16 protein-coding genes are annotated in these 18,689 nt (G+C 36.1%); 11 read left to right on the top strand and 5 right to left on the bottom strand.

All coding sequences use genetic code 11. From position 1 onward, the window contains the following. Window positions 1–135 precede the first annotated feature (135 nt). Together AC012T_RS11410 and AC012T_RS11415 are read right to left on the bottom strand one after the other, a co-directional pair. Window positions 136–1,395 (bottom strand): calcium-binding protein, encoded by a 1,260-nt coding sequence (locus tag AC012T_RS11410; RefSeq protein WP_487065787.1) that lies wholly within the window; start codon window positions 1,393–1,395, stop codon window positions 136–138. Between the two features lie 1,200 nt (window positions 1,396–2,595). Beyond that, entirely contained in the window at window positions 2,596–3,450 is an 855-nt protein-coding gene (locus AC012T_RS11415) for a mechanosensitive ion channel family protein (protein ID WP_487065789.1), read from the bottom strand. 218 nt (window positions 3,451–3,668) lie between these two features. Between AC012T_RS11415 and leuB the strand changes: the two genes are divergently transcribed. The 3 genes from leuB (at window position 3,669) to AC012T_RS11430 (ending at window position 6,018) form a co-directional block, all read left to right on the top strand. Next, window positions 3,669–4,757: a 3-isopropylmalate dehydrogenase gene (gene leuB / locus AC012T_RS11420; protein ID WP_487065791.1), complete on the top strand. Its 1,089-nt coding sequence runs from the start codon at window positions 3,669–3,671 to the stop codon at window positions 4,755–4,757. A 91-nt stretch (window positions 4,758–4,848) separates the two neighbouring features. Then, the gene (locus AC012T_RS11425) at window positions 4,849–5,109 is read left to right on the top strand and encodes a hypothetical protein (RefSeq protein ID WP_487065793.1); all 261 of its coding nucleotides are present in this window, start codon (window positions 4,849–4,851) and stop codon (window positions 5,107–5,109) included. An 87-nt stretch (window positions 5,110–5,196) separates the two neighbouring features. Then, window positions 5,197–6,018: a prepilin peptidase gene (locus AC012T_RS11430; RefSeq protein ID WP_487065795.1), complete on the top strand. Its 822-nt coding sequence runs from the start codon at window positions 5,197–5,199 to the stop codon at window positions 6,016–6,018. Window positions 6,019–6,090: 72 nt separating this feature from the next. Here AC012T_RS11430 and AC012T_RS11435 read toward each other — a convergent pair whose 3' ends face one another. Further along, complete coding sequence (locus AC012T_RS11435; protein ID WP_487065797.1) at window positions 6,091–6,288, bottom strand: hypothetical protein; 198 nt, start codon at window positions 6,286–6,288, stop codon at window positions 6,091–6,093. A gap of 184 nt (window positions 6,289–6,472) precedes the next feature. Between AC012T_RS11435 and accD the strand changes: the two genes are divergently transcribed. Then, complete coding sequence (gene accD, locus AC012T_RS11440) at window positions 6,473–7,423, top strand: acetyl-CoA carboxylase, carboxyltransferase subunit beta (RefSeq protein WP_487065799.1); 951 nt, start codon at window positions 6,473–6,475, stop codon at window positions 7,421–7,423. A 90-nt stretch (window positions 7,424–7,513) separates the two neighbouring features. Here the strand turns inward: accD and AC012T_RS11445 are convergent, their stop codons facing one another. Then, window positions 7,514–8,911 (bottom strand): MFS transporter, encoded by a 1,398-nt coding sequence (locus tag AC012T_RS11445; RefSeq protein ID WP_487065801.1) that lies wholly within the window; start codon window positions 8,909–8,911, stop codon window positions 7,514–7,516. A 158-nt stretch (window positions 8,912–9,069) separates the two neighbouring features. Between AC012T_RS11445 and AC012T_RS11450 the strand changes: the two genes are divergently transcribed. From AC012T_RS11450 to AC012T_RS11465, 4 genes are all read left to right on the top strand, one after another. Beyond that, window positions 9,070–10,311 (top strand): ABC transporter substrate-binding protein, encoded by a 1,242-nt coding sequence (locus AC012T_RS11450; RefSeq protein WP_487065803.1) that lies wholly within the window; start codon window positions 9,070–9,072, stop codon window positions 10,309–10,311. A gap of 109 nt (window positions 10,312–10,420) precedes the next feature. Next, window positions 10,421–11,116 carry a hypothetical protein gene (locus AC012T_RS11455; protein ID WP_487065805.1) on the top strand — a complete coding sequence of 232 codons (696 nt, stop codon included), beginning with the start codon at window positions 10,421–10,423 and terminating at the stop codon, window positions 11,114–11,116. A gap of 60 nt (window positions 11,117–11,176) precedes the next feature. Next, window positions 11,177–11,644: a hypothetical protein gene (locus AC012T_RS11460; protein WP_487065807.1), complete on the top strand. Its 468-nt coding sequence runs from the start codon at window positions 11,177–11,179 to the stop codon at window positions 11,642–11,644. A gap of 27 nt (window positions 11,645–11,671) precedes the next feature. Continuing rightward, entirely contained in the window at window positions 11,672–14,353 is a 2,682-nt protein-coding gene (locus AC012T_RS11465) for a CHAT domain-containing protein (protein WP_487065809.1), read from the top strand. 134 nt (window positions 14,354–14,487) lie between these two features. Here the strand turns inward: AC012T_RS11465 and AC012T_RS11470 are convergent, their stop codons facing one another. Beyond that, a complete protein-coding gene (locus AC012T_RS11470; RefSeq protein WP_487065811.1) occupies window positions 14,488–15,735 on the bottom strand; it encodes an ISL3 family transposase in 1,248 nt (415 codons plus the stop codon). Window positions 15,736–16,102: 367 nt separating this feature from the next. On the opposite strand from AC012T_RS11470, the gene AC012T_RS11475 reads away from it, so the two are divergent. From AC012T_RS11475 to AC012T_RS11485, 3 genes are all read left to right on the top strand, one after another. Next, window positions 16,103–16,303: a type II toxin-antitoxin system VapC family toxin gene (locus tag AC012T_RS11475; RefSeq protein ID WP_487065813.1), complete on the top strand. Its 201-nt coding sequence runs from the start codon at window positions 16,103–16,105 to the stop codon at window positions 16,301–16,303. A 326-nt stretch (window positions 16,304–16,629) separates the two neighbouring features. After that, window positions 16,630–17,538, top strand: coding sequence for a carbohydrate ABC transporter permease (locus AC012T_RS11480; RefSeq protein WP_487065815.1), 909 nt, complete (start codon window positions 16,630–16,632; stop codon window positions 17,536–17,538). Further along, on the top strand, window positions 17,535–18,371 hold the full coding sequence (locus AC012T_RS11485) for a carbohydrate ABC transporter permease (RefSeq protein ID WP_487065817.1): 837 nt from the start codon (window positions 17,535–17,537) through the stop codon (window positions 18,369–18,371). The genes AC012T_RS11480 and AC012T_RS11485 overlap by 4 nt, the downstream gene beginning before the upstream one ends. Window positions 18,372–18,689: the final 318 nt, after the last annotated feature.

Raw genomic sequence — 18,689 nt, forward strand, 5'->3', positions numbered from 1 at the left:
TACTGTGCATGAATCTGGATTAATGGGGAAAAACCACCCCTTCATGTTGTTGAAGAGATGGATTCTCACAGGATTAATTTATACTTTCTCTGCTAGAGTCCTGTCAAATCTAGACAACAGAATTTGAGATCACAATCAGACTAAAACAATGAAATTTGCTGCACTGAGGGATAGTCCTGTAGATAACTGTGCGAATTGCGTCTGAGCAAATGCAGTACCATTTCCATCTTGGTCAAAGAAAAGTGCGCCTGTACTATTGTTATAGATAAATCGCTGCTCACCGGTCGTCGCACCAGAACCAATGGTAAATTGATTAGGATCAAGTGGGGATACAGTTAACCCTCCACCAAAACCAGGCGGATATATTTGAAGAAAGTCTTCAGCTACATTGAAGTCCTTAATATTATCAACGCTATCAGTGAAACTATTGAAGCCAAAGATATCAGCACCTTCACCACCAATGAGTGTGTCGTTACCTGCACCACCAAAGAGTGTATCGTTGCCAACTTCACCCCTTAGTACATCGTTGCCATTACCACCCTGAAGCACATCATCGCCATCGTTACCCTCAATAATGTCATTGCCACCCTCACCATAGAGAATATTATTGGCACTATTGCCTTTGATGATATTGTTGAGGGCGTTACCTGTACCATTAATGCTATCTGTGGCTGTGAGGACAAGGTTTTCAACATAATCACCCAAAGTCCAAGTTACAGAAGACTTGACTATATCAGTACCACCTGCGTCCCCACCAGAGCCGTTATCCTCACTAACAACGTCTCCTGTACTATCAACTATGTAAGTGTCGTTACCTGCACCGCCATAGAGTGTATCGTTGCCAACTCCACCATCTAGTACGTCGTTGCCATCACCACCCTGAAGCACATCATCGCCATCGTTACCCTCAATAATGTCATTGCCACCCTCACCATAGAGAATATTATTGGCACTGTTACCTTTGATGATATTGTTGAGGGCGTTACCTGTACCATTAATGCTATCTGTGGCTGTGAGGACAAGGTTTTCAACATAATCACCCAAAGTCCAAGTTACAGAAGACTTGACTATATCAGTACCACCTGCGTCTTGACCGTATCCATTGTTCTCACTGACAACATCTCCTGTACTATCAACTATGTAAGTGTCGTTACCTGCTCCACCCATCAGGAAATCGTTGCCAACTCCACCATCTAGTACGTCGTTGCCATTATGCCCGTATAATGAATCGTCGCCGTTGTTACCTTGTAGATTGTCATTACCCGCTCTACCTTCAAGGGTATCATTGCTATCTTTACCTTTAAGAATGTCATTTCCCCCTAGACCATCAATAATGTCATGATCAGCTGTTCCAACCAACTTATTTGGATTTTCATCACCAAAGATAATTGCCATAATTTCTCCGAATTTTAATCAGGTTGTTCGGAAACTAGGTCTTGCTAATTTAAAACGCGAAAAATACCCAAAAGTCATTTCTGATAGACGAACGCTACATCCAATTTGTCAATTACTAATTTGAATGACAAATCCTATGGCTACCTGGTATAGAAAATATAAATTGCCGTGTATGTACTTGTAGATTAATAGTAAGGATTCAGAATAGATGATCCAGAATTAACATTGCTTGTCAGATATTGGAGTGATGGGATATGAAATTATCTAAGATGGATATCCTGGTTCTGACAAACATTCTGGATTATAAATCTTGACTCCTTACTTCTAATATTGTGCGAACTGCTCTCTTCCCTGAAATTGTATTGAAAGTTCGCCTTATGATTGATCTTTCTGAAAACTTCAAGCAAAACTTTAATTAACTAACGCAATAATAGTTTAATTTATTGCTCCTGAAGTTAATTTTGTGACTTTGGTGTATTTTAGCTTGATATCCAGCAAGACCAAGTTTATTTATTAAATACATAATAATCTATCTTTTTCCATTATCTAGATTGAATATTCATTTTTTACATACTCTTCATATTGGATATAATATGCTTTATTTATTATTTATTTTTCACTAAAATTTAAGGCAACAAATAATATATATGCCAAATTTGAATATATTTGGGTCTGTCTCATAGCAATTTTTTTAATATTAAATACTCTCCGGGATGTCAGGTATTGTTTTTGACTTTCTCAATTACATGAGATTTTCATAGAAGTATTGGTAAATAAAATAGTTCTTCAGTACCTAATATGCAAAATCCAGGCAAAAAATTCCAGAAACCTTAATTTGTATAAGAAATGATGCAGAATTTTTAACATCATTGCAAAATCTTGTCTCTTTTCCCCTGTTAAGAGTTCCCTCTTATCGACTTGGTAATTTACCATAACAAGTACCGTAGAGCCAATAAAATAGGTAAGGTGTAAACCCTACCTGTTCTTAAATATTGAAACTTTTTAAATTCCATTTTCTCTAATACCAAATTGATATGAAGTGGCATAGAATAATGTATCAATAATAATTAACCGCAGAGAAACATAGATCAATACAGATAAAGACGGATAATTAAATTGAGTTCATGATTCTGGATAGGCTCACATAAAATTGGTACAAACCCTTTAAACTCAGCTGAGAAAAAAGTTTTATCTGAATATTTACCCTATTTCTGATGGCATGGAGATCAAAACGTTGCCTCCATTTGGAGATGAACCATTGACCGTATAACGCTGTTCGGGAACTGGATAACCAGCTTCTCCAAAGCTTTCACGGATAATTTTATTGGTGTCGAAATACACTTGCCAGTAGTGATCATTATTGCAATATGGACGTACTGCTAGAACCGGGCCAGCCAGGTTAAAGGTGAGAATTTCTACATCTGGTGCTGGATCTTTCAGCACGTTAGGAATTTGGCTGATTCTGGTTTTCAAAAGTGCGATCGCTTGATTATGATCAACATCATGAGCTAGTTGAGCTAATAAATCCACACGACGGTAAGGATTAGTGGAATAATTCTGGATGTTATCAGCAAATATTTTGTTATTTGCCACAATTGTCATCACATTATCTGGTGTATTTAAAGTAGTTGTAAACAATCCAATTTCTACAACGGTACCTGTCACACCGCCAGCAGTGATAAAATCACCAACTTTGAATGGTTGGAAAATAATTAAAAATGCACCTGCGGCAAAGTTTGCCAACAGTCCTCCCCATGCCGCACCAATGGCAATACCAACCGCAGCCAGTAATGCCGCAAAGGAGGTTGTTTCAACACCAAAGAAGCCAAGAATTGCCACAACTAGAACAATTCTTAAAGTTATAGCAATGATATTTAACAGATAGCTTATTAGGGTTGGTTCAACGCTTTGGCTTCTAAAAGCACGTCTTAATAACCTTACGCCAAACTCAATCAATTTTTGGCCAATTACCCAGAGAAGAATTGCACCGACTACTTTAAGTCCAAAAGTAGTTAACAGTTCGACCGCAACTTTGCTAATCTGCTGGAAATCCATAAATTATTTTGTTGTTTATGTATTTAACACAATCAAAATACAGCTAATTAGAGTAAAAAGGTGTATAGATATATTTTTTTAATTTTTTAACAGAACTTTGTTTAAAATTGGCAATATTTCTTAATTATTGCAATATTCAGCAAAAGAAAAATTATCTTGGTACGATTTCTAGGTATGATATTTAGTCCACCTCAATTTTTACATCATCAAATTTAGCTATGACTCAGAACTACCGTATTACACTACTTCCCGGCGATGGCATTGGCCCCGAAATTATGGCCGTAGCGGTAGACGTGCTGAAAGTCGTCGGTAATCGCTTTGATATTAAATTTGACTTTCAAACAGCTTTAATTGGTGGTGCAGCAATTGACGCAACGGGTGAACCCCTACCAGCTGCTACCTTGGATATGTGCCGCGATAGCGATGCCGTCTTACTTGCTGCTATTGGTGGTTACAAATGGGATTCCCTACCTTCTCATTTACGCCCAGAAGCAGGTTTATTAGGACTACGTGCAGGTTTAGAACTTTTTGCAAATTTGCGTCCTGCGAAAATTTTACCCCAGTTAATTGATGCTTCCACCTTAAAACGGGAAGTAGTGGAAGGCGTAGATATTATGGTGGTGCGAGAACTCACAGGCGGGATTTATTTTGGCAAGCCCAAGGGCATTTTTGCTACAGAAACAGGTGAAAAACGTGGTGTAAATACAATGGTTTACACCGAATCAGAAATTGACAGAATTGGCAAAGTAGCTTTTGAAACAGCGCGGAAACGGGGAGGAAAACTCTGTTCGGTAGATAAAGCTAATGTGTTAGAGGTATCTCAACTGTGGCGAGAATGTATCACTAAATTGTCCGCCGAATATCCAGATATTGAATTATCACACTTATATGTTGATAATGCAGCAATGCAATTAGTACGCGCTCCTAAACAATTTGACACAATTGTGACAGGGAATTTATTTGGTGATATTCTTTCTGATGCAGCGGCTATGCTCACTGGTAGCATTGGAATGTTGCCTTCTGCGAGTTTGGGTGCTTCTGGCCCTGGTGTCTATGAACCCGTTCACGGTTCAGCCCCGGATATTGCTGGACTTGATAAAGCTAACCCTTTAGCACAGATTTTGAGCGCAGCGATGATGTTACGTTATGCCTTAAATCAACCAGAAGCGGCGGATTTGATTGAAAATGGAGTGTTACAAGTTTTACAACAAGGCGATCGCACAGGAGATATTATGTCTGAAGGCATGAATCTTTTGGGTTGTCGCGCTATGGGCAATGCATTAATTCAAATCCTAGAAGCAGAATAATTTCCTCATTTAACGTTGGGGATTTTAACATTCTTTGCTATAAGTTTCGGATAAACTAGAAGCAAATCTATAAATTACATAAACACCCATAGTGTACGTTACACAACAAGGACAGGCGAATTTTCCCGCCCCAAAAAACCAGATGCCTTTGGTTGATCCCACCGTAATTAAAGCCGCTGGATACATCTACTATACCTACTGTGAAGTACATCCCGAAATTGTTGGGCAACCTTCAGGAGTAGCAATTAGTCTAGTAACTCATCGGGGTAAGGTGATTTTTACTCAACATCCAGTACTATTACCACAAGAGTGTTTTATACCATTGAATCAGATAGAATCGTATATGTACTAGGGAACAGGGAACAGAGGAGAAATTAACCAATGACCAATGACCAATAACTAATGACCAATAACTAATAACTAATGGACAAAATACTATATGGACATTTTGATCTTCGTCCCTGGGAGTATCATTGTCTTTGCTTTAGGTGCATCAATCGGTAGCTTTATCAATGTTGTAGTTTATCGTCTACCTGCTGGATTATCAGTACTTTGGCCGCCTTCTCGTTGCCCTCATTGCTTAAATAAGCTCAAATCTTACGATAATGTACCGGTTTTGGGTTGGTTGTGGTTAAAAGGTCGATGCCGATATTGTAAAAGCAAGATTTCTCGCCGTTATCCCTTAGTCGAGGGGATAACAGGCATAATATTTTTAATCGTATTTTGGGTCTTTCAATTTTCAATTTTAACCATCGGTTATTGGGCTTTTTGTAGTTGGTTGTTGGCACTATCCCTTGTAGATTGGGATACAATGACCTTACCTAACCCACTGACTCAATCCGGGTTGATATTGGGCTTAATCTTTCAAATGGGTGTTGGTTATTTATCAACAAATAGCTGGGTAGGAGTGGCAAACTACTTAATGCTTGGTATATTCGGTGCTGTCATGGGTTTATGGTTGTTTGATAGTATCTCAATTCTTGGTTCCCTAGCCTATGGTAAAGCTGTCATGGGTGCAGGTGATGCAAAATTAGCAGCCATGATGGGAGCTTGGTTAGGTTGGAAGTATTTATTAATAGCTGGTTTTATGGCTTGCACCTTGGGAGTTTTAGTTGGTGGAGGCGCAATTATGCTCTCACGTCATAAAATAGGACAAAAGATGCCTTTTGGGCCTTTCTTAGCTATGGGAGCGGTAATTGCTGTTTTTAGCGGTGAAACTATTTTGTCGCACTACCTGCGTTTGTTTGTTCCTGTATCTTGAAAAGAATATGAATGTAACCTTCATTACCCCATTTGCTCTTTATATTTTGGTAATATTAGCTTATGACTGGTATTACTCTCCCCAAATATGCAGTTGGCAAATACCACTAATGCCATAGATTCTGGCTGCTGATAAATTAGCAAAATCCTGATTAATGGGGATAAAAAAGTATTCTAATTGGGGGTTTTGATTCTTTAGGCTTTGCCAATACCTTGATATAATAAAGTCCACTAAGACGGCAGTAATAGACTTAATTATTGGCAAAATCATTGTCATTAAACTGACAAGCAAAATATACTCCCATAGGGTTTGACTTGTTAACAAGGGCAATTTTGATAACGTAGTCAAACAATTTTTTACACCCACCTTAAAAGCGGGTAAGGTCAATCTCAAATCTAAAATTCTAAATTGATTGACCTGTTTGTGACCTAGTACCTACTTAAATAAGATAAAAATGGCAAACAACGAAGAATCACGCGGTTTAAAGTCTTTATTTGATTGGTTCGCAAATCGGCGTAAATCAGGATCTACCAGCTTAGAACGCCAAGAAAGGGAAATTGCTGATGGTTTGTGGCATAAATGCCCCAAATGTGGTGTTTTAAGTTATGCAAAAGACCTGAAAGCCAATCAAATGGTTTGTGTGGACTGTGGTCATCATAATCGGGTAGATAGTGATGAACGTATCCGTCAATTAATTGATGCAAATACCTGGAAGCCTTTAGATGAGAATTTGCGACCAACAGATCCCTTACAATTTCGCGATCGCAAACTTTATAGCGATCGCTTGCGGGAAACCCAAGAAAAAATTGGTTTAATAGATGCAGTCAAAACCGGTATAGGTCAAATTAACGGTTTACCCATCGCTTTGGGAGTCATGGACTTCCGGTTTATGGGTGGTAGCATGGGTTCCGTTGTTGGTGAAAAACTCACCCGCATGATTGAACAAGCCACACAACGCCGCTATCCTGTAGTTATCATCTGCACATCCGGTGGTGCGAGAATGCAAGAAGGGATGCTTTCCTTAATGCAAATGGCGAAAATATCCGCCGCCTTACAACGCCATCAAGATGCCCGTTTATTATACATTCCCATTTTAACTAATCCAACCACAGGCGGCGTTACAGCCAGCTTTGCCATGTTGGGTGATATCATCATTGCTGAACCAAAAGCCACAATCGGTTTTGCTGGCAGACGAGTAATTGAACAAACCTTGAGAGAGAAACTACCCGAAGATTTCCAAACCGCTGAAGATTTACTCAAGCATGGGTTTGTGGATGATATTGTTCCCCGTACCCAATTAAAGAACACTTTGGCACAACTAATAGCTTTACACCAGCCTATCCCAACCGCACCCAATATGGTTTTGTGGGAAACCATGAGTTTGACTTCTACTGTTGCAGAGTAGGGGGGCAGGAGGCAGAGGGGCAGGGGGGCAGAGGAGTAATATTTATGTTTCTTTTGCCTTTTTCCATTGCCTTTTTCCATCTGTCACCTGTCACCTGTCACCTCTTCCCTGTTCTTTGACAAAAATCAGCGGTGTTAATGCTGCTAATCTGAATATAGTAGAGAAGGCAAATAAACCTAATAAACCGCCAAAATGCGGAGATTGGGCGATAAAACCGCCAATAGTTGTTCCTAATGCACCAGTTACTCCAGCAATAGCAGCTGCGATCGCAAAATAGATAGATTGATTCCTCAGCGGTGTAATCCCAATTTGCATATTGTTATTACATAAATCCACAGCCGCCCCAGTACCACCGACAAAAAGATGTAATAGTGGTAGCCACAACCAAACATCTAAATTACTGTTACCAATTCCGAACCACAACAAAGGTGTAACAGCCACAATAATCCCCACAAATATCAAAATTGGGCGATTTCCCACCTTATCTGCTAACTTACCCCACAGCACAACCATCAGCAGATTTGCTCCCGCTTGCAGACTACTATAAACCGTCACCCAACCCACATCTACATTTAAAGTTTCTAACAAATAAAGATTAACAAAAGGGGCGCAGAGATTAAAAGCCAGCATCCATAAACTGAAATACAGTATAAATATCCAAAAATTAGAGTTTTTCCAGATTTTATCGTCCCATTGCTTTTCAGGAATTGATACCAGATCATTTTTGCTGTTTGGAGAATCAACTATATAAGTGTTTTGTAATTGGGGATTAACATCAATTTTGAAATACTGACATCCCAAACTAACTAACCCAAACAAAATCCCCACAAACAAAACCACCCCATAACCTTGGAGAGTTCCCCCATACCAATGGGAAATAACCAAACCAGCCAAAGGTACACACAACAAACTAGTCAAACTGGTAGCACTATTGCGGATTCCAAAATACCTCCCACGCAACCGTCGGGGAACAATTATTGCTAACCAACTCATCCACGATGCGCTTCCCAATCCACCGCAAATATGACTAAAAAAAACGATTAACAGAGTTAATATCACCAACTGTTGAGAATTTATAACTCCCCAACTCTTACCAACAATACCTATTACTAAAATCAGCCACAACAGCCGAGAAAGCCCATAAACAAGCGCGGAATACTGAAAACGGCTAGAAGTGCGTTCTGAAATATAAGCACCTAACGGCTGAATCAGATTTGCCAGCATGGGAATTGAGGAAAGCATACCAAAAATAACTGGACTAGCATCCAACTCCACCAAAAAGTTACTCAGTAAAATTCCCCCAGTAGTAATAGAAAAAATTGTGGCAAAAATAGCATCTAAAGTAGAAGCTTGTAAACTGGTACGAATAGCATTTTTAGGAAAACGAAAGCTAGATTTAGATTGAGAAGATAAGACTGTTGTTAATGAATCAATCTGAGGAATTTCCAGATTTAAAGATGCAACTGTTTCAACTTGAACAGAGTCCATAAAATATCATCTACAGATGACGCAAGATAGCACAAATTAAGTGAATGACAATTATTTGTTATTTTATCTATTATTTCTCAACAAAAATTTAGATTAATTAAATATCAGTCCTGAGTTACAGCAGCTATAAAAGAATAAATAAAAACTTTTATCGGTCTTTGAACAAGCGCAAATGGTTATATTTTTGGGGATTATTAATCGCAACTATCTTTATTAGTTGTCACCGTTTACAACCACCCAGTACATCATCAGTCACCATTAAACTCAGTGGTTGGGGCGGTTCCCCTGTAGAACAAAAACTTCTCCAACAAGTATTACAAGACTTTGAAACCAAACATCCAACTATCAAAGTTAAATATGAGGTAATTTCTGACCAATACATGGATGTAATTAAAACCCGCTTAATTGGAGAAGCCGCACCTGATGTATTTTATCTAGATGCGTTAGAAGCTCCTTTTTTGATGAGTAAAAATGTTTTAGAACCTCTAGATAGTTACATTAAACCTGAATTTGATTTAGCAGACTTTGAAAAAAATTTACTTAACAGCTTTAAATACAAAAATCATATATACGGTTTTCCTAAAGACTATTCTACACTAGCTTTATTTTATAACAAAAAAGCATTCACTAACACAGATTTAAAAAGTCCCCCAACTAATTGGGATGAACTACAATTTTATTCTCAAATGTTAACAGATAAAATCAACAAATACGGTTTTGGAGAAAGTCCCGAATTAGCACGTCAGGCTTATAAAATTAAAGCTTTTGGTGGAAAAGTAATTAATAAAAATGGTTATGCAGATTTTGCTAGTGAAGCAGCTTTAAAAGGTTTAAATTTGGTAATCGACCAATATCGAGAAAAACAAACTTCAGCCCTTCCATCTGATGTTGGTGCTAGTTCTGGTAGTGATATGTTTGGTCAAGGTAAAGTATCAATGGTGATAGAAGGTAACTGGGCTATTCCTTATCTTCAAGAAACTTTTCCGCAGATAAATTTTGCAACAGCAGAAGTTCCAAAAATTAATAACAAAAAAGGCACAATGGTTTTTACTGTTGCCTATGTAATGAATAAACAAACAAAACATAAAAAAGCAGCTTGGGAATTAATTTCTTATCTCACCGGCAAAGAAGGAATGCAAAAGTGGACAGGAACAGGTTTTGCTTTACCAACAAGGAAATCTGTAGCGGAGAAATTGGGCTATGATCAAGATCCTTTAAGGTCTGCTTTAGTCGCGGGAGTTAATTACGCTACACCTTGGCAAGTAGGGGAATATCCAGCCGCAATTGTGAATAATTTTGAGAATCAATTTTTAAGTGCCTTGTTGGGTGAACAGCCATTAAATCAGGCGATGTTAAAGGCGCAGAATAACGCTAATCAGCAGATTAAAATGATGGAGTAAATTTGTGATTTTATAAGTTAATAAATATTAATTTGCTTTTTATTATGTTAATAAAAAGCAAATTATACTAGAATGTATAAAATAAACTCAATTTATCAGGTGTAGATTTTTGCAGCCACAAGATATTAAAGAAACGCTCAAGTTCCTTACTGAGAAAGCATCAACCATAGATCCATTTTTAGTAATCAGGTTAAACCAGATTAATCTTTGGATTAAAGGAGTTAAACCTGGTACATTACGTTCTAAGCGTTTTGTTTTATTATTCTTACAACAGTTTATTCAGGATGCTGACGCTTGGTTAAAACTTAAATCCTTACCTTCTAAGGAAGAACGACAGTTAGCTTTAGATTCACTGCCACCCACGCTAAAGTATTGGTATGGTTATTTATTTCCCCAGTGGTTGAGTAAAGAAGATACCAAGTTTTTCCGTTGGAGAAGTGAAATGATGGGGGGTAAGTTTAGTCAGGATGATGGAAAACTTATTGATTCTATAATTAATATCATTCAGAAACGAGACGCTAAAGTTGTAACCAGATTTATTGCTGATTTTTCAATGGCCACTGATATAATTGTTAGTAGCACTCAAGATAAGCCCCTTTGTATTCAACTCACTAGCCAATCTCAAGAGTTTTCACAAACCAAATCTGATGATTGGGAAAATACTCTAATTTTTTGGGGAATAGAAAGAGGATTATTTATAAGCTATAATCCTCGTGAAAGCGATTTTATAAATCAGATAGTTAATAAATCCCTAGATAATAGCGATAATTTGAATATCGGTATTTATCACAAATTAAATTTATAGTTTTTAGTCAGTTTAATTTAGAGGTTTTGTATAGTAATAGTTCTGAGAAGGTAAGTAATTATGGTTAACCAAAAACTAACTGAACGTCAACAAAGATTAGAGAATTTTTTACAATCTGTAAAAGCTGCCCAACAATTACAAGATGATATCATGAAATATGGGCTGGATGCAGCAGATTTATATTTTGAAAATATAGATAGTGATTGGTTAGAAACTTGGGGAGATGATGAAGATGAACCAAGTTATATTGAAAAAATGACAACTTTTTTAGAAAGTGATGATGCAGTTGCGGTGAAGGTACGGGAAAAGTTACAGAATAAATCTGTTTTAGAAATTATTGAAGGTTTAGAATATTGTTTGAGTCAATTAACAGAGAATGACAGGATTTTTGCTGCGAAGGATTTATTAGTTGATGGTGTTGCGGTTGCGGGAAGTAATCGCAGTTCTAGTCATGAAAAGATTGATGAAATTGAGTTGTTGAATTTAGCGGAAGATTTGCTGGATAAGTTGACAGAGATTTTGGGGTAAGTATAATTTAGTGATGCTGGAATAAATATGGCTAATGGATTTGGTAATAAACAAAAAAAATGTGAATTAAAACGCAGAGATTATCTAGATTTTTTGCGTAAGATGTTATGGACGATTAGAGAAAATAAATCTGATCTACAAATAAAAATTCTAGAAGATAATTTAGACAAACTAGATCACAATTTTTCAGATATACTCAGAAATTGGGCTACGGAAAAATTATTAAAGCTAGAACCAAATATTGCTCATAAAGAAGCTTTAAATCTTGCTAAATTTAGCGAAATTATTAGAGAGTTAAAAAATGGAAATCAGACTAATAATTTAGAAATTGCGATTGTTTGTTGCGAAATTATTGAACTTGTTTTTAAGCGTGATACAGAAGATTGGGGTATAAATAATTTAAATTTATCAAATCTTTATATGGATAAATTTCATAATGTTTGTACTTCTGATAAGAAAAAAAACATAGATAAAGCTATCACGTATTGTAATTTTGCCTTAGAAGTCTTTAAAACAAAAGAATTTGGTAAAAATTGGGCTTTAGCAAAAGCTACTCTAGGAAAAGCATATTCTGAAATCATAACTGAAGAAATTTCACATGATCTAAGTGAGAAAGATATCTATTTAGAATTAGCAATTGCAGCTTATAATAATGATATTTTAGATATATTGAAACAAAACCGATATCTTAATGAATGGGCAAAATGTCAAATGAATTTGGGGACTATATATAGTGAAAGAAGCCAAATAAAGAAAGAAGATAAAGAAGAAAATTTGAATTTGGCATTGATAGCTTATAACCAAGCTTTAGAAGTGTATGATTCTGATGTTTTTCCTTTTGAATATGCTCAGGTTCAAAATAACTTAGCCATTGCTTACGAAACACTAGAAAAAATTGATTCCGCAATAGACTGTTATAGACTAGCTCTAAATATCTTTAAAAATAATAATAACATCAAAAGCTTACATATTGTTGGTTGTAACCTTGGAAAGTTAGCTTTTAAACATGAACTCTGGGAAACTGCTATTGAGGGTTATAGTAATGCTATTGAAGCGGTTGAAAAAATTAGAACTTGGTCAAATTCGGAAGATCATCGTCAATTAATCTTAAAAGATTACATCTATATTTATCAAAACATTGTACAAGCCTGTATCAATGCTGGACAAATAGATAAAGCCTTTGAATACTCTGAACGCTCCCGTTCTCAACGTCTGGTAGACTTAATGGCAGGAAAAATATACAATCTGAAAGAGGATATTCCGCAAAAAGTTCGAGGTTTATTGCAGAAATATAAAGAATTAGAAGACAAGATTTATCTAGAATGCCAAAGGTATCAATCAGAAAATAACCGCAGTGAAACACGCGCAGCTTGGGAAGTATACAATGAAAAAATAGCATCTTTAGAAAGTAAAAAACAACAACTTTGGGAAAAAATCAGACGAGAAGATCCCATTTTAGCTGGAGAAATTCAAGTTACTCCTCTCAGTCTCTCAGAAATTCAGCAGCTAATTGAGCATCCAAATACAGCAATTATCAGCTTCTACACTACAAACACTGATACCCATATTTTTATAGTCAGAAAAAATAAAATAATCCTTCACACCTGCACAGGACAAAGTTTAGAAAAATTCCAACAATGGATTTATCAAGATTGGTTATTAACTTATACAAATGATTTTGAAAAATGGGAAATTCAACTTGAAACTATTTTGCGTGAACTTTCTGAACGGTTGCAATTATCAGAACTAATTAACCAACATCTTCAAGGAATAGACGAATTAATTATTGTTCCTCATCTGTTATTACATCAAATTCCCTTTGCAGCTTTACCTACAGGACAATATCAGGAATATTTAGTAGATAAATTCCTAATTCGTTATACTCCCAGTTGTCAAATTTTAGATTTTTGTCACCAAAACCAAAAACGCCAAGAGTTAGAAACATTAGATGTCAATTTTCTACAATATGGAACTATAGAAGACGCAACAGATGATCTACACTGTGCGAGATGGGAAGGTGAACAAATCGCTAAAATGTATAATATTCCAGCAGAAAAAAGATTAATTGGTAGTCGTCAAGCAACTCGTGAAAATTATCGTCAATTAGCTGAACAAGTTCAATTTCTCCACTCTTGTCACCATGCTCAATCTCGTCTTGATAATCCCTTAGAATCAGAATTAATATTAGCTGATGGTAATATTACTTTAGGACAATTGATGTCACCAGGCTGGCGTTTACCTCAACTTATAGAGGTGTTTCTCTCTTGCTGCGAAACCAATTTAGGTACACCCACTTTAACTGATGATATTCTTACTCTTTCCACAGGCTTTTTATGTGCTGGTGCTATAAATGTTGTTAGTTCCTTATGGATAGTTGATGATTTAGCTACGGCGTTGTTTTCAATTTTTTATTATGAACAGAGACAAGTAGTTAAAAATAGACCTAAAGCACTAAAACAAGCGCAAATTAAACTAAGGGAACTGAGCAAAGCAGATTTAGAAAATATATTAAATCAAACAGAAGTAAAAGAAAAAGAACTTCAAAAACAATATTCTCGGAATTTGGATAAAGATTCACAATGGGAGAATCAATATATTGCTTATACAAAAATTAATAGACTTATCAAACGAAAAATTAAAACTTTTGAATCAAACTTCCCCTTTTCTCATCCCCGATACTGGTCTGCTTTTATTTGCCAAGGCTTATAATAAAGTTTCACTGTGTTTAACCCAATCTACAAAAATACCCATAGTGAGGTAATATGACAACTCAGGTTATACTAGGAAATATTAATCCTTACGTATTAGAAAAATTACGGCTCTTCAGTAGTTGCTATGCTAAACTAATAATATAGATGCCAATTAAGTAAACATCTAACTCGGAAATTGTCAAAGTTTCTAAACCCATAACTAGAACGTTTGATCAGCTTAAGTTTGTTATTAATTCCTTCTACAGTACCACTAGTTGTTCGGTTATCAAAGTAAGCAATAATTTCATCAAACCAACGAATAATAGTATTGTTACTATTTGGGAAATATTTTTTAGCTTTTGATAGCCACATACCCAGTTTAAAGACTCCCGTATACCAATCACGAGTATTATTAAAAATCGTTCTAATTTTCTCTTTCAGTTCATGCATTACTTTCAATACAGGGGATACATTTTGAATTTGAATAAGTTTGTGTAATTGCTCCTCATTTAAATTCTCTTCATTCTTAAGTAAGGGATATTTACTATTTTTCAGACCTGATAATATTTGTTCATATTTAGATTTTTCTTCTGCTGAATTTGCTTTTTTAATTAACTCTTCTACGCTGCGTTTTTCTTTTTTTCTTTGTGTATCTAGTTCTTTATTTATCTGTGCCATTACATGAAATCTATCTGCTACTACCTGGGCATTTGGCATTAATTCTATGACTAAATTTTTATAGCCTTGCCACAAATCTATACTGACTTCTTCTATTTGTTCTAAAACCTCAAATCCCCATTCCATAAGAGTTTTCTTGATTATTTCTTGCGTACGTCCATTTAATATAGTAATTAGTTGAGATGTATCTAAATCTATTAAGACTGCACAGTAATTACCTTTGCCTTTAATCAGAGCTATTTCATCAAGTCCAAGTCTTTTTAAGTTCAGAGGTTTTAAATTGGGTAATGTTTCGGATGCATCTTTTAGCATCCGTTCTATTTCTTCCGTTGTCACTATACCTTTTGACGCTACACTATGAATATCATTCTCTAAAACTTCTTGTATTGTCTTATGTGCCAGTCGCTTTGTAAAAGTCCTTTTTTTTCTGACAAAATCTAGGTCTTCGCTAAACGGTTTTTTACATACAGCACATTTGAACTGTCGTCTATTAATTTCTAAAAATACTGGCTTTTCTCCAAAAGGTAAGTCTTTAATAATGTGGTGATGGTTTTGATGTAATTTATGGCTTTTTGTGCCACAGTTGGGGCAAGTACCATATGACTTTTTTGATTCGGTTTGTAAAATCATTCCAATCCCACTATGAAGACGATGTGATATGACTTTTACATCATCTAAATCAAGAAGCTCTGTGAGAATTTTAATATCTCTTTTGCCAGTCATAACTCTAACTTTATCTAAAAATACGGTTAATTGTATTTATACTTAACAATATATATTGTTCATATGTCAATACCTGTAAGACTTTTAGTCAGTTTTTAATATGTTTTTTAATAGTATTTTATGCCTACTGCTAATAATTTGGCATAATAGGTAATGAAGAGCCAAAATTACAGGTTTTAGCTCAAAGCCATAACCGCAGTTTAGAAGATGAAGTCAAGGCAATTTTAGAAAATTTTGTAGAGGCTGAATTAGTCAATGAAGAATCTGCTCAATCACAAGCGTGGGCGAAAATAGATGCTGCACGTCAACATCATTTAGGTAAAACTTTCAGTGACAGTGTTGAACTTTTAGGAGAGGATAGAAACCGTTGAGTAAATTTGTGGTAGATGCAAATTTCGGAATTAAATGGGTGTTACCGGAAATCCATTCACAAGCAGCATTACGTTTAAATAAACCAAATTATCAATTATTAGTTCCTGATTTCTTTTTTCCAGAAATTGGAAATATTTTATGGAAGCGTGTACGTCGAAGAGAAATGACTTTAGATGATGCTCAAAATGATTTATAATTACTTTTAGGATTACCTTTGCAAATTTGCTTATCTTCTTCTTTAATGCCAATGTCCTTGGAAATTGCCGTAAGAGTTCAGCAGGCTGTTTATGATTGTGTATTGTTTATTATTGTGTATATCTAGCTTTAGCGGTGAATAACGATTGTCAAATGGTAACGGCTGATGAACGATTTTATAATGCACTGTCTAACGATAAGCTGTTTAATTATTTGTGTTGGGTAGAAGATTTACGATAATTTTTATTAGGAAAATATCAGGAACACTCTGATGTTTCAAACTATAACCAAAGTCTTAACATTATAGAAGATTGTCGAGGTTTAGTTGTGTTTCCCATCAATAGACAACGCAGAAACCAACGCTGGAAAATTACAGAAAACCTAACAGGGTATATTTTTATGATGCCCACAATTCTCGTTTTAGGGACTTTTGTAGTTTTACCAATTCTCTACGCTGTATTTCTTTCTCTCCACAAAGTTCAACTTTTAGGCGGTATTGATTATAAATTTATTGGCTTTCGCAATTTCATCCGTTTGTTAGAAGATGAACAGGTTTGGATTGCTTTAAAAAACACCGCAGAATATGTTGCTATTGTTGTTCCCAGTCAAACTATTTTAGCTTTAATTTTAGCTGTAACTTTAAATTCTGGTATTCGTGGTAAAAGCTGGTGGCGTATTCTTTATTTTTTACCCACAGTCACATCTTCTGCGGTGTTAACACTCATCTTTATGTGGATTTATAACACCGATGGATTACTAAATGATTTTCTCGCTTTGATCGGATTACCTAAGTATAACTGGTTAGGAGATCCAGCAGTTGCACTCAAAGGCATCATGATGATGAATATTTGGTCAACTGCACCTTTTTATATGGTGATTTATTTAGCAGCTTTACAAGATATCCCCCAAACACTTTATGAAGCGGCAGAATTAGATGGTGCAAATTGGTGGGAAAGATTTCTTTTCATTACTCTTCCCTGGCTGCAACCTGTGACGTTTTTTGTGGTGACAGTGGGGATAATTGGCACTTTTCAACTATTTGACCAATCTTATATTTTCTCTGGTGGGACTGGTGGCCCTAATAATGCAACTTTGACAGTGGTATTGCTAATTTATCAAGCCGTATTTAGAAATTTACAATTAGGATATGCAGCGGCTGTGGCATTTTTACTCGCAGCAGTCATCATTACTATCACTCTAATTCAGCGGAAAGTCTTCGGAGGTGACAGGATTTGACTCATATCTCTCGCTTTCTCTGTCTTAAACCCCTTTTATACCTCTTTTTGTCAATTTATGCCCTAATTACCCTGATTCCTTTCCTCTGGGCGCTTTCTGCATCATTTAAACCGCTGTCAGAAATCATCAGTGGTGAGCCAAATTTCATCCCCAAAAATTTTACTTTTGATAACTACAAGCAAATCTTTTTCCAAGAACCGCTATTTTTCCGCTGGTTATTCAATAGTATAGCGATCGCACTCAGCGTCACGCTTTTAAACTTAATTCTCAATTCAATGGCTGGTTATGCCTTAGCTAGACTGCGCTTTGTCGGTAAACGTTTTTGGTTCTTCCTGATTCTAGCTGTACTCGCAGTACCCGCACAAATTACCCTAATTCCCACATTTTTGATTTTAAAAGCGTTAGGTTGGCTCAATTCTTACCAAGGGATGATTGTACCCAGCATGGTAAACGCCACCTTTATCTTTATGATGCGGCAGTTTTTCGTCAATTTTCCCCAAGAATTAGAAGAAGCAGCCCAATTAGATGGTTTTAACACCTGGGAAATTTTCCGAGATGTTGTTTTACCTCTAGCAAAACCAGCACTAGCAGCACAGGCTGTTTTTGTATTTATGGGCAGTTGGAATAATTTTATACTGCCTCTAGTGATTTTATTTGACCCAGAAATGTTTACCCTACCCCTAGGGTTAAATAGCTTTAAAGGTCAATACATCAGCTATTGGAATTACATCATGGCAGCTTCAATGATATTCACCCTACCAGCTTTGGGAATTTACGCCTTTTTCAACCGCTACTTTATTCAAGGCGTAACTTTTACAGGGGGAAAAGGTTAACTTTGCAATTTGTAAATTTATTTATAAAGATTTGTATCAAAAAATCAAATTTCCCCATTCTCATAACCGCTCTTGACCCTATTCTTACTTATGGAGAAACTCAGTTCAGCAACAGCATAGAGCAGCTAATGGTAAACTGATTCATGCTGATGTTAATGATAGCGAGAACATTTTACGTAAAGTAATCCCGACAGCTTTTAGCCCAGGGATTAGGGGTGTTCTAGTTCTCCCCGTCGGCTTTATACCCGGCAAACTTTTAGCATCAGATAAATATCTATGCTTTTGGAACTATTCGTGTCTTAGTTGTGTTGAGCATTA

It is taken from the genome of Anabaena sp. EIM26 (genome assembly GCF_057568715.1).

Bases quoted from the DNA above. Each gene is read 5' to 3' on its own strand.
- AC012T_RS11410 (WP_487065787.1), bottom strand. From the start codon at position 1,395: ATGGCAATTATCTTTGGTGATGAAAATCCAAATAAGTTGGTTGGAACA.
- AC012T_RS11415 (WP_487065789.1), bottom strand. From the start codon at position 3,450: ATGGATTTCCAGCAGATTAGCAAAGTTGCGGTCGAACTGTTAACTACT.
- leuB (WP_487065791.1), top strand. From the start codon at position 3,669: ATGACTCAGAACTACCGTATTACACTACTTCCCGGCGATGGCATTGGC.
- AC012T_RS11430 (WP_487065795.1), top strand. From the start codon at position 5,197: ATGGACATTTTGATCTTCGTCCCTGGGAGTATCATTGTCTTTGCTTTA.
- AC012T_RS11435 (WP_487065797.1), bottom strand. From the start codon at position 6,288: ATGATTTTGCCAATAATTAAGTCTATTACTGCCGTCTTAGTGGACTTT.
- accD (WP_487065799.1), top strand. From the start codon at position 6,473: ATGGCAAACAACGAAGAATCACGCGGTTTAAAGTCTTTATTTGATTGG.
- AC012T_RS11445 (WP_487065801.1), bottom strand. From the start codon at position 8,911: ATGGACTCTGTTCAAGTTGAAACAGTTGCATCTTTAAATCTGGAAATT.
- AC012T_RS11460 (WP_487065807.1), top strand. From the start codon at position 11,177: ATGGTTAACCAAAAACTAACTGAACGTCAACAAAGATTAGAGAATTTT.
- AC012T_RS11465 (WP_487065809.1), top strand. From the start codon at position 11,672: ATGGCTAATGGATTTGGTAATAAACAAAAAAAATGTGAATTAAAACGC.
- AC012T_RS11470 (WP_487065811.1), bottom strand. From the start codon at position 15,735: ATGACTGGCAAAAGAGATATTAAAATTCTCACAGAGCTTCTTGATTTA.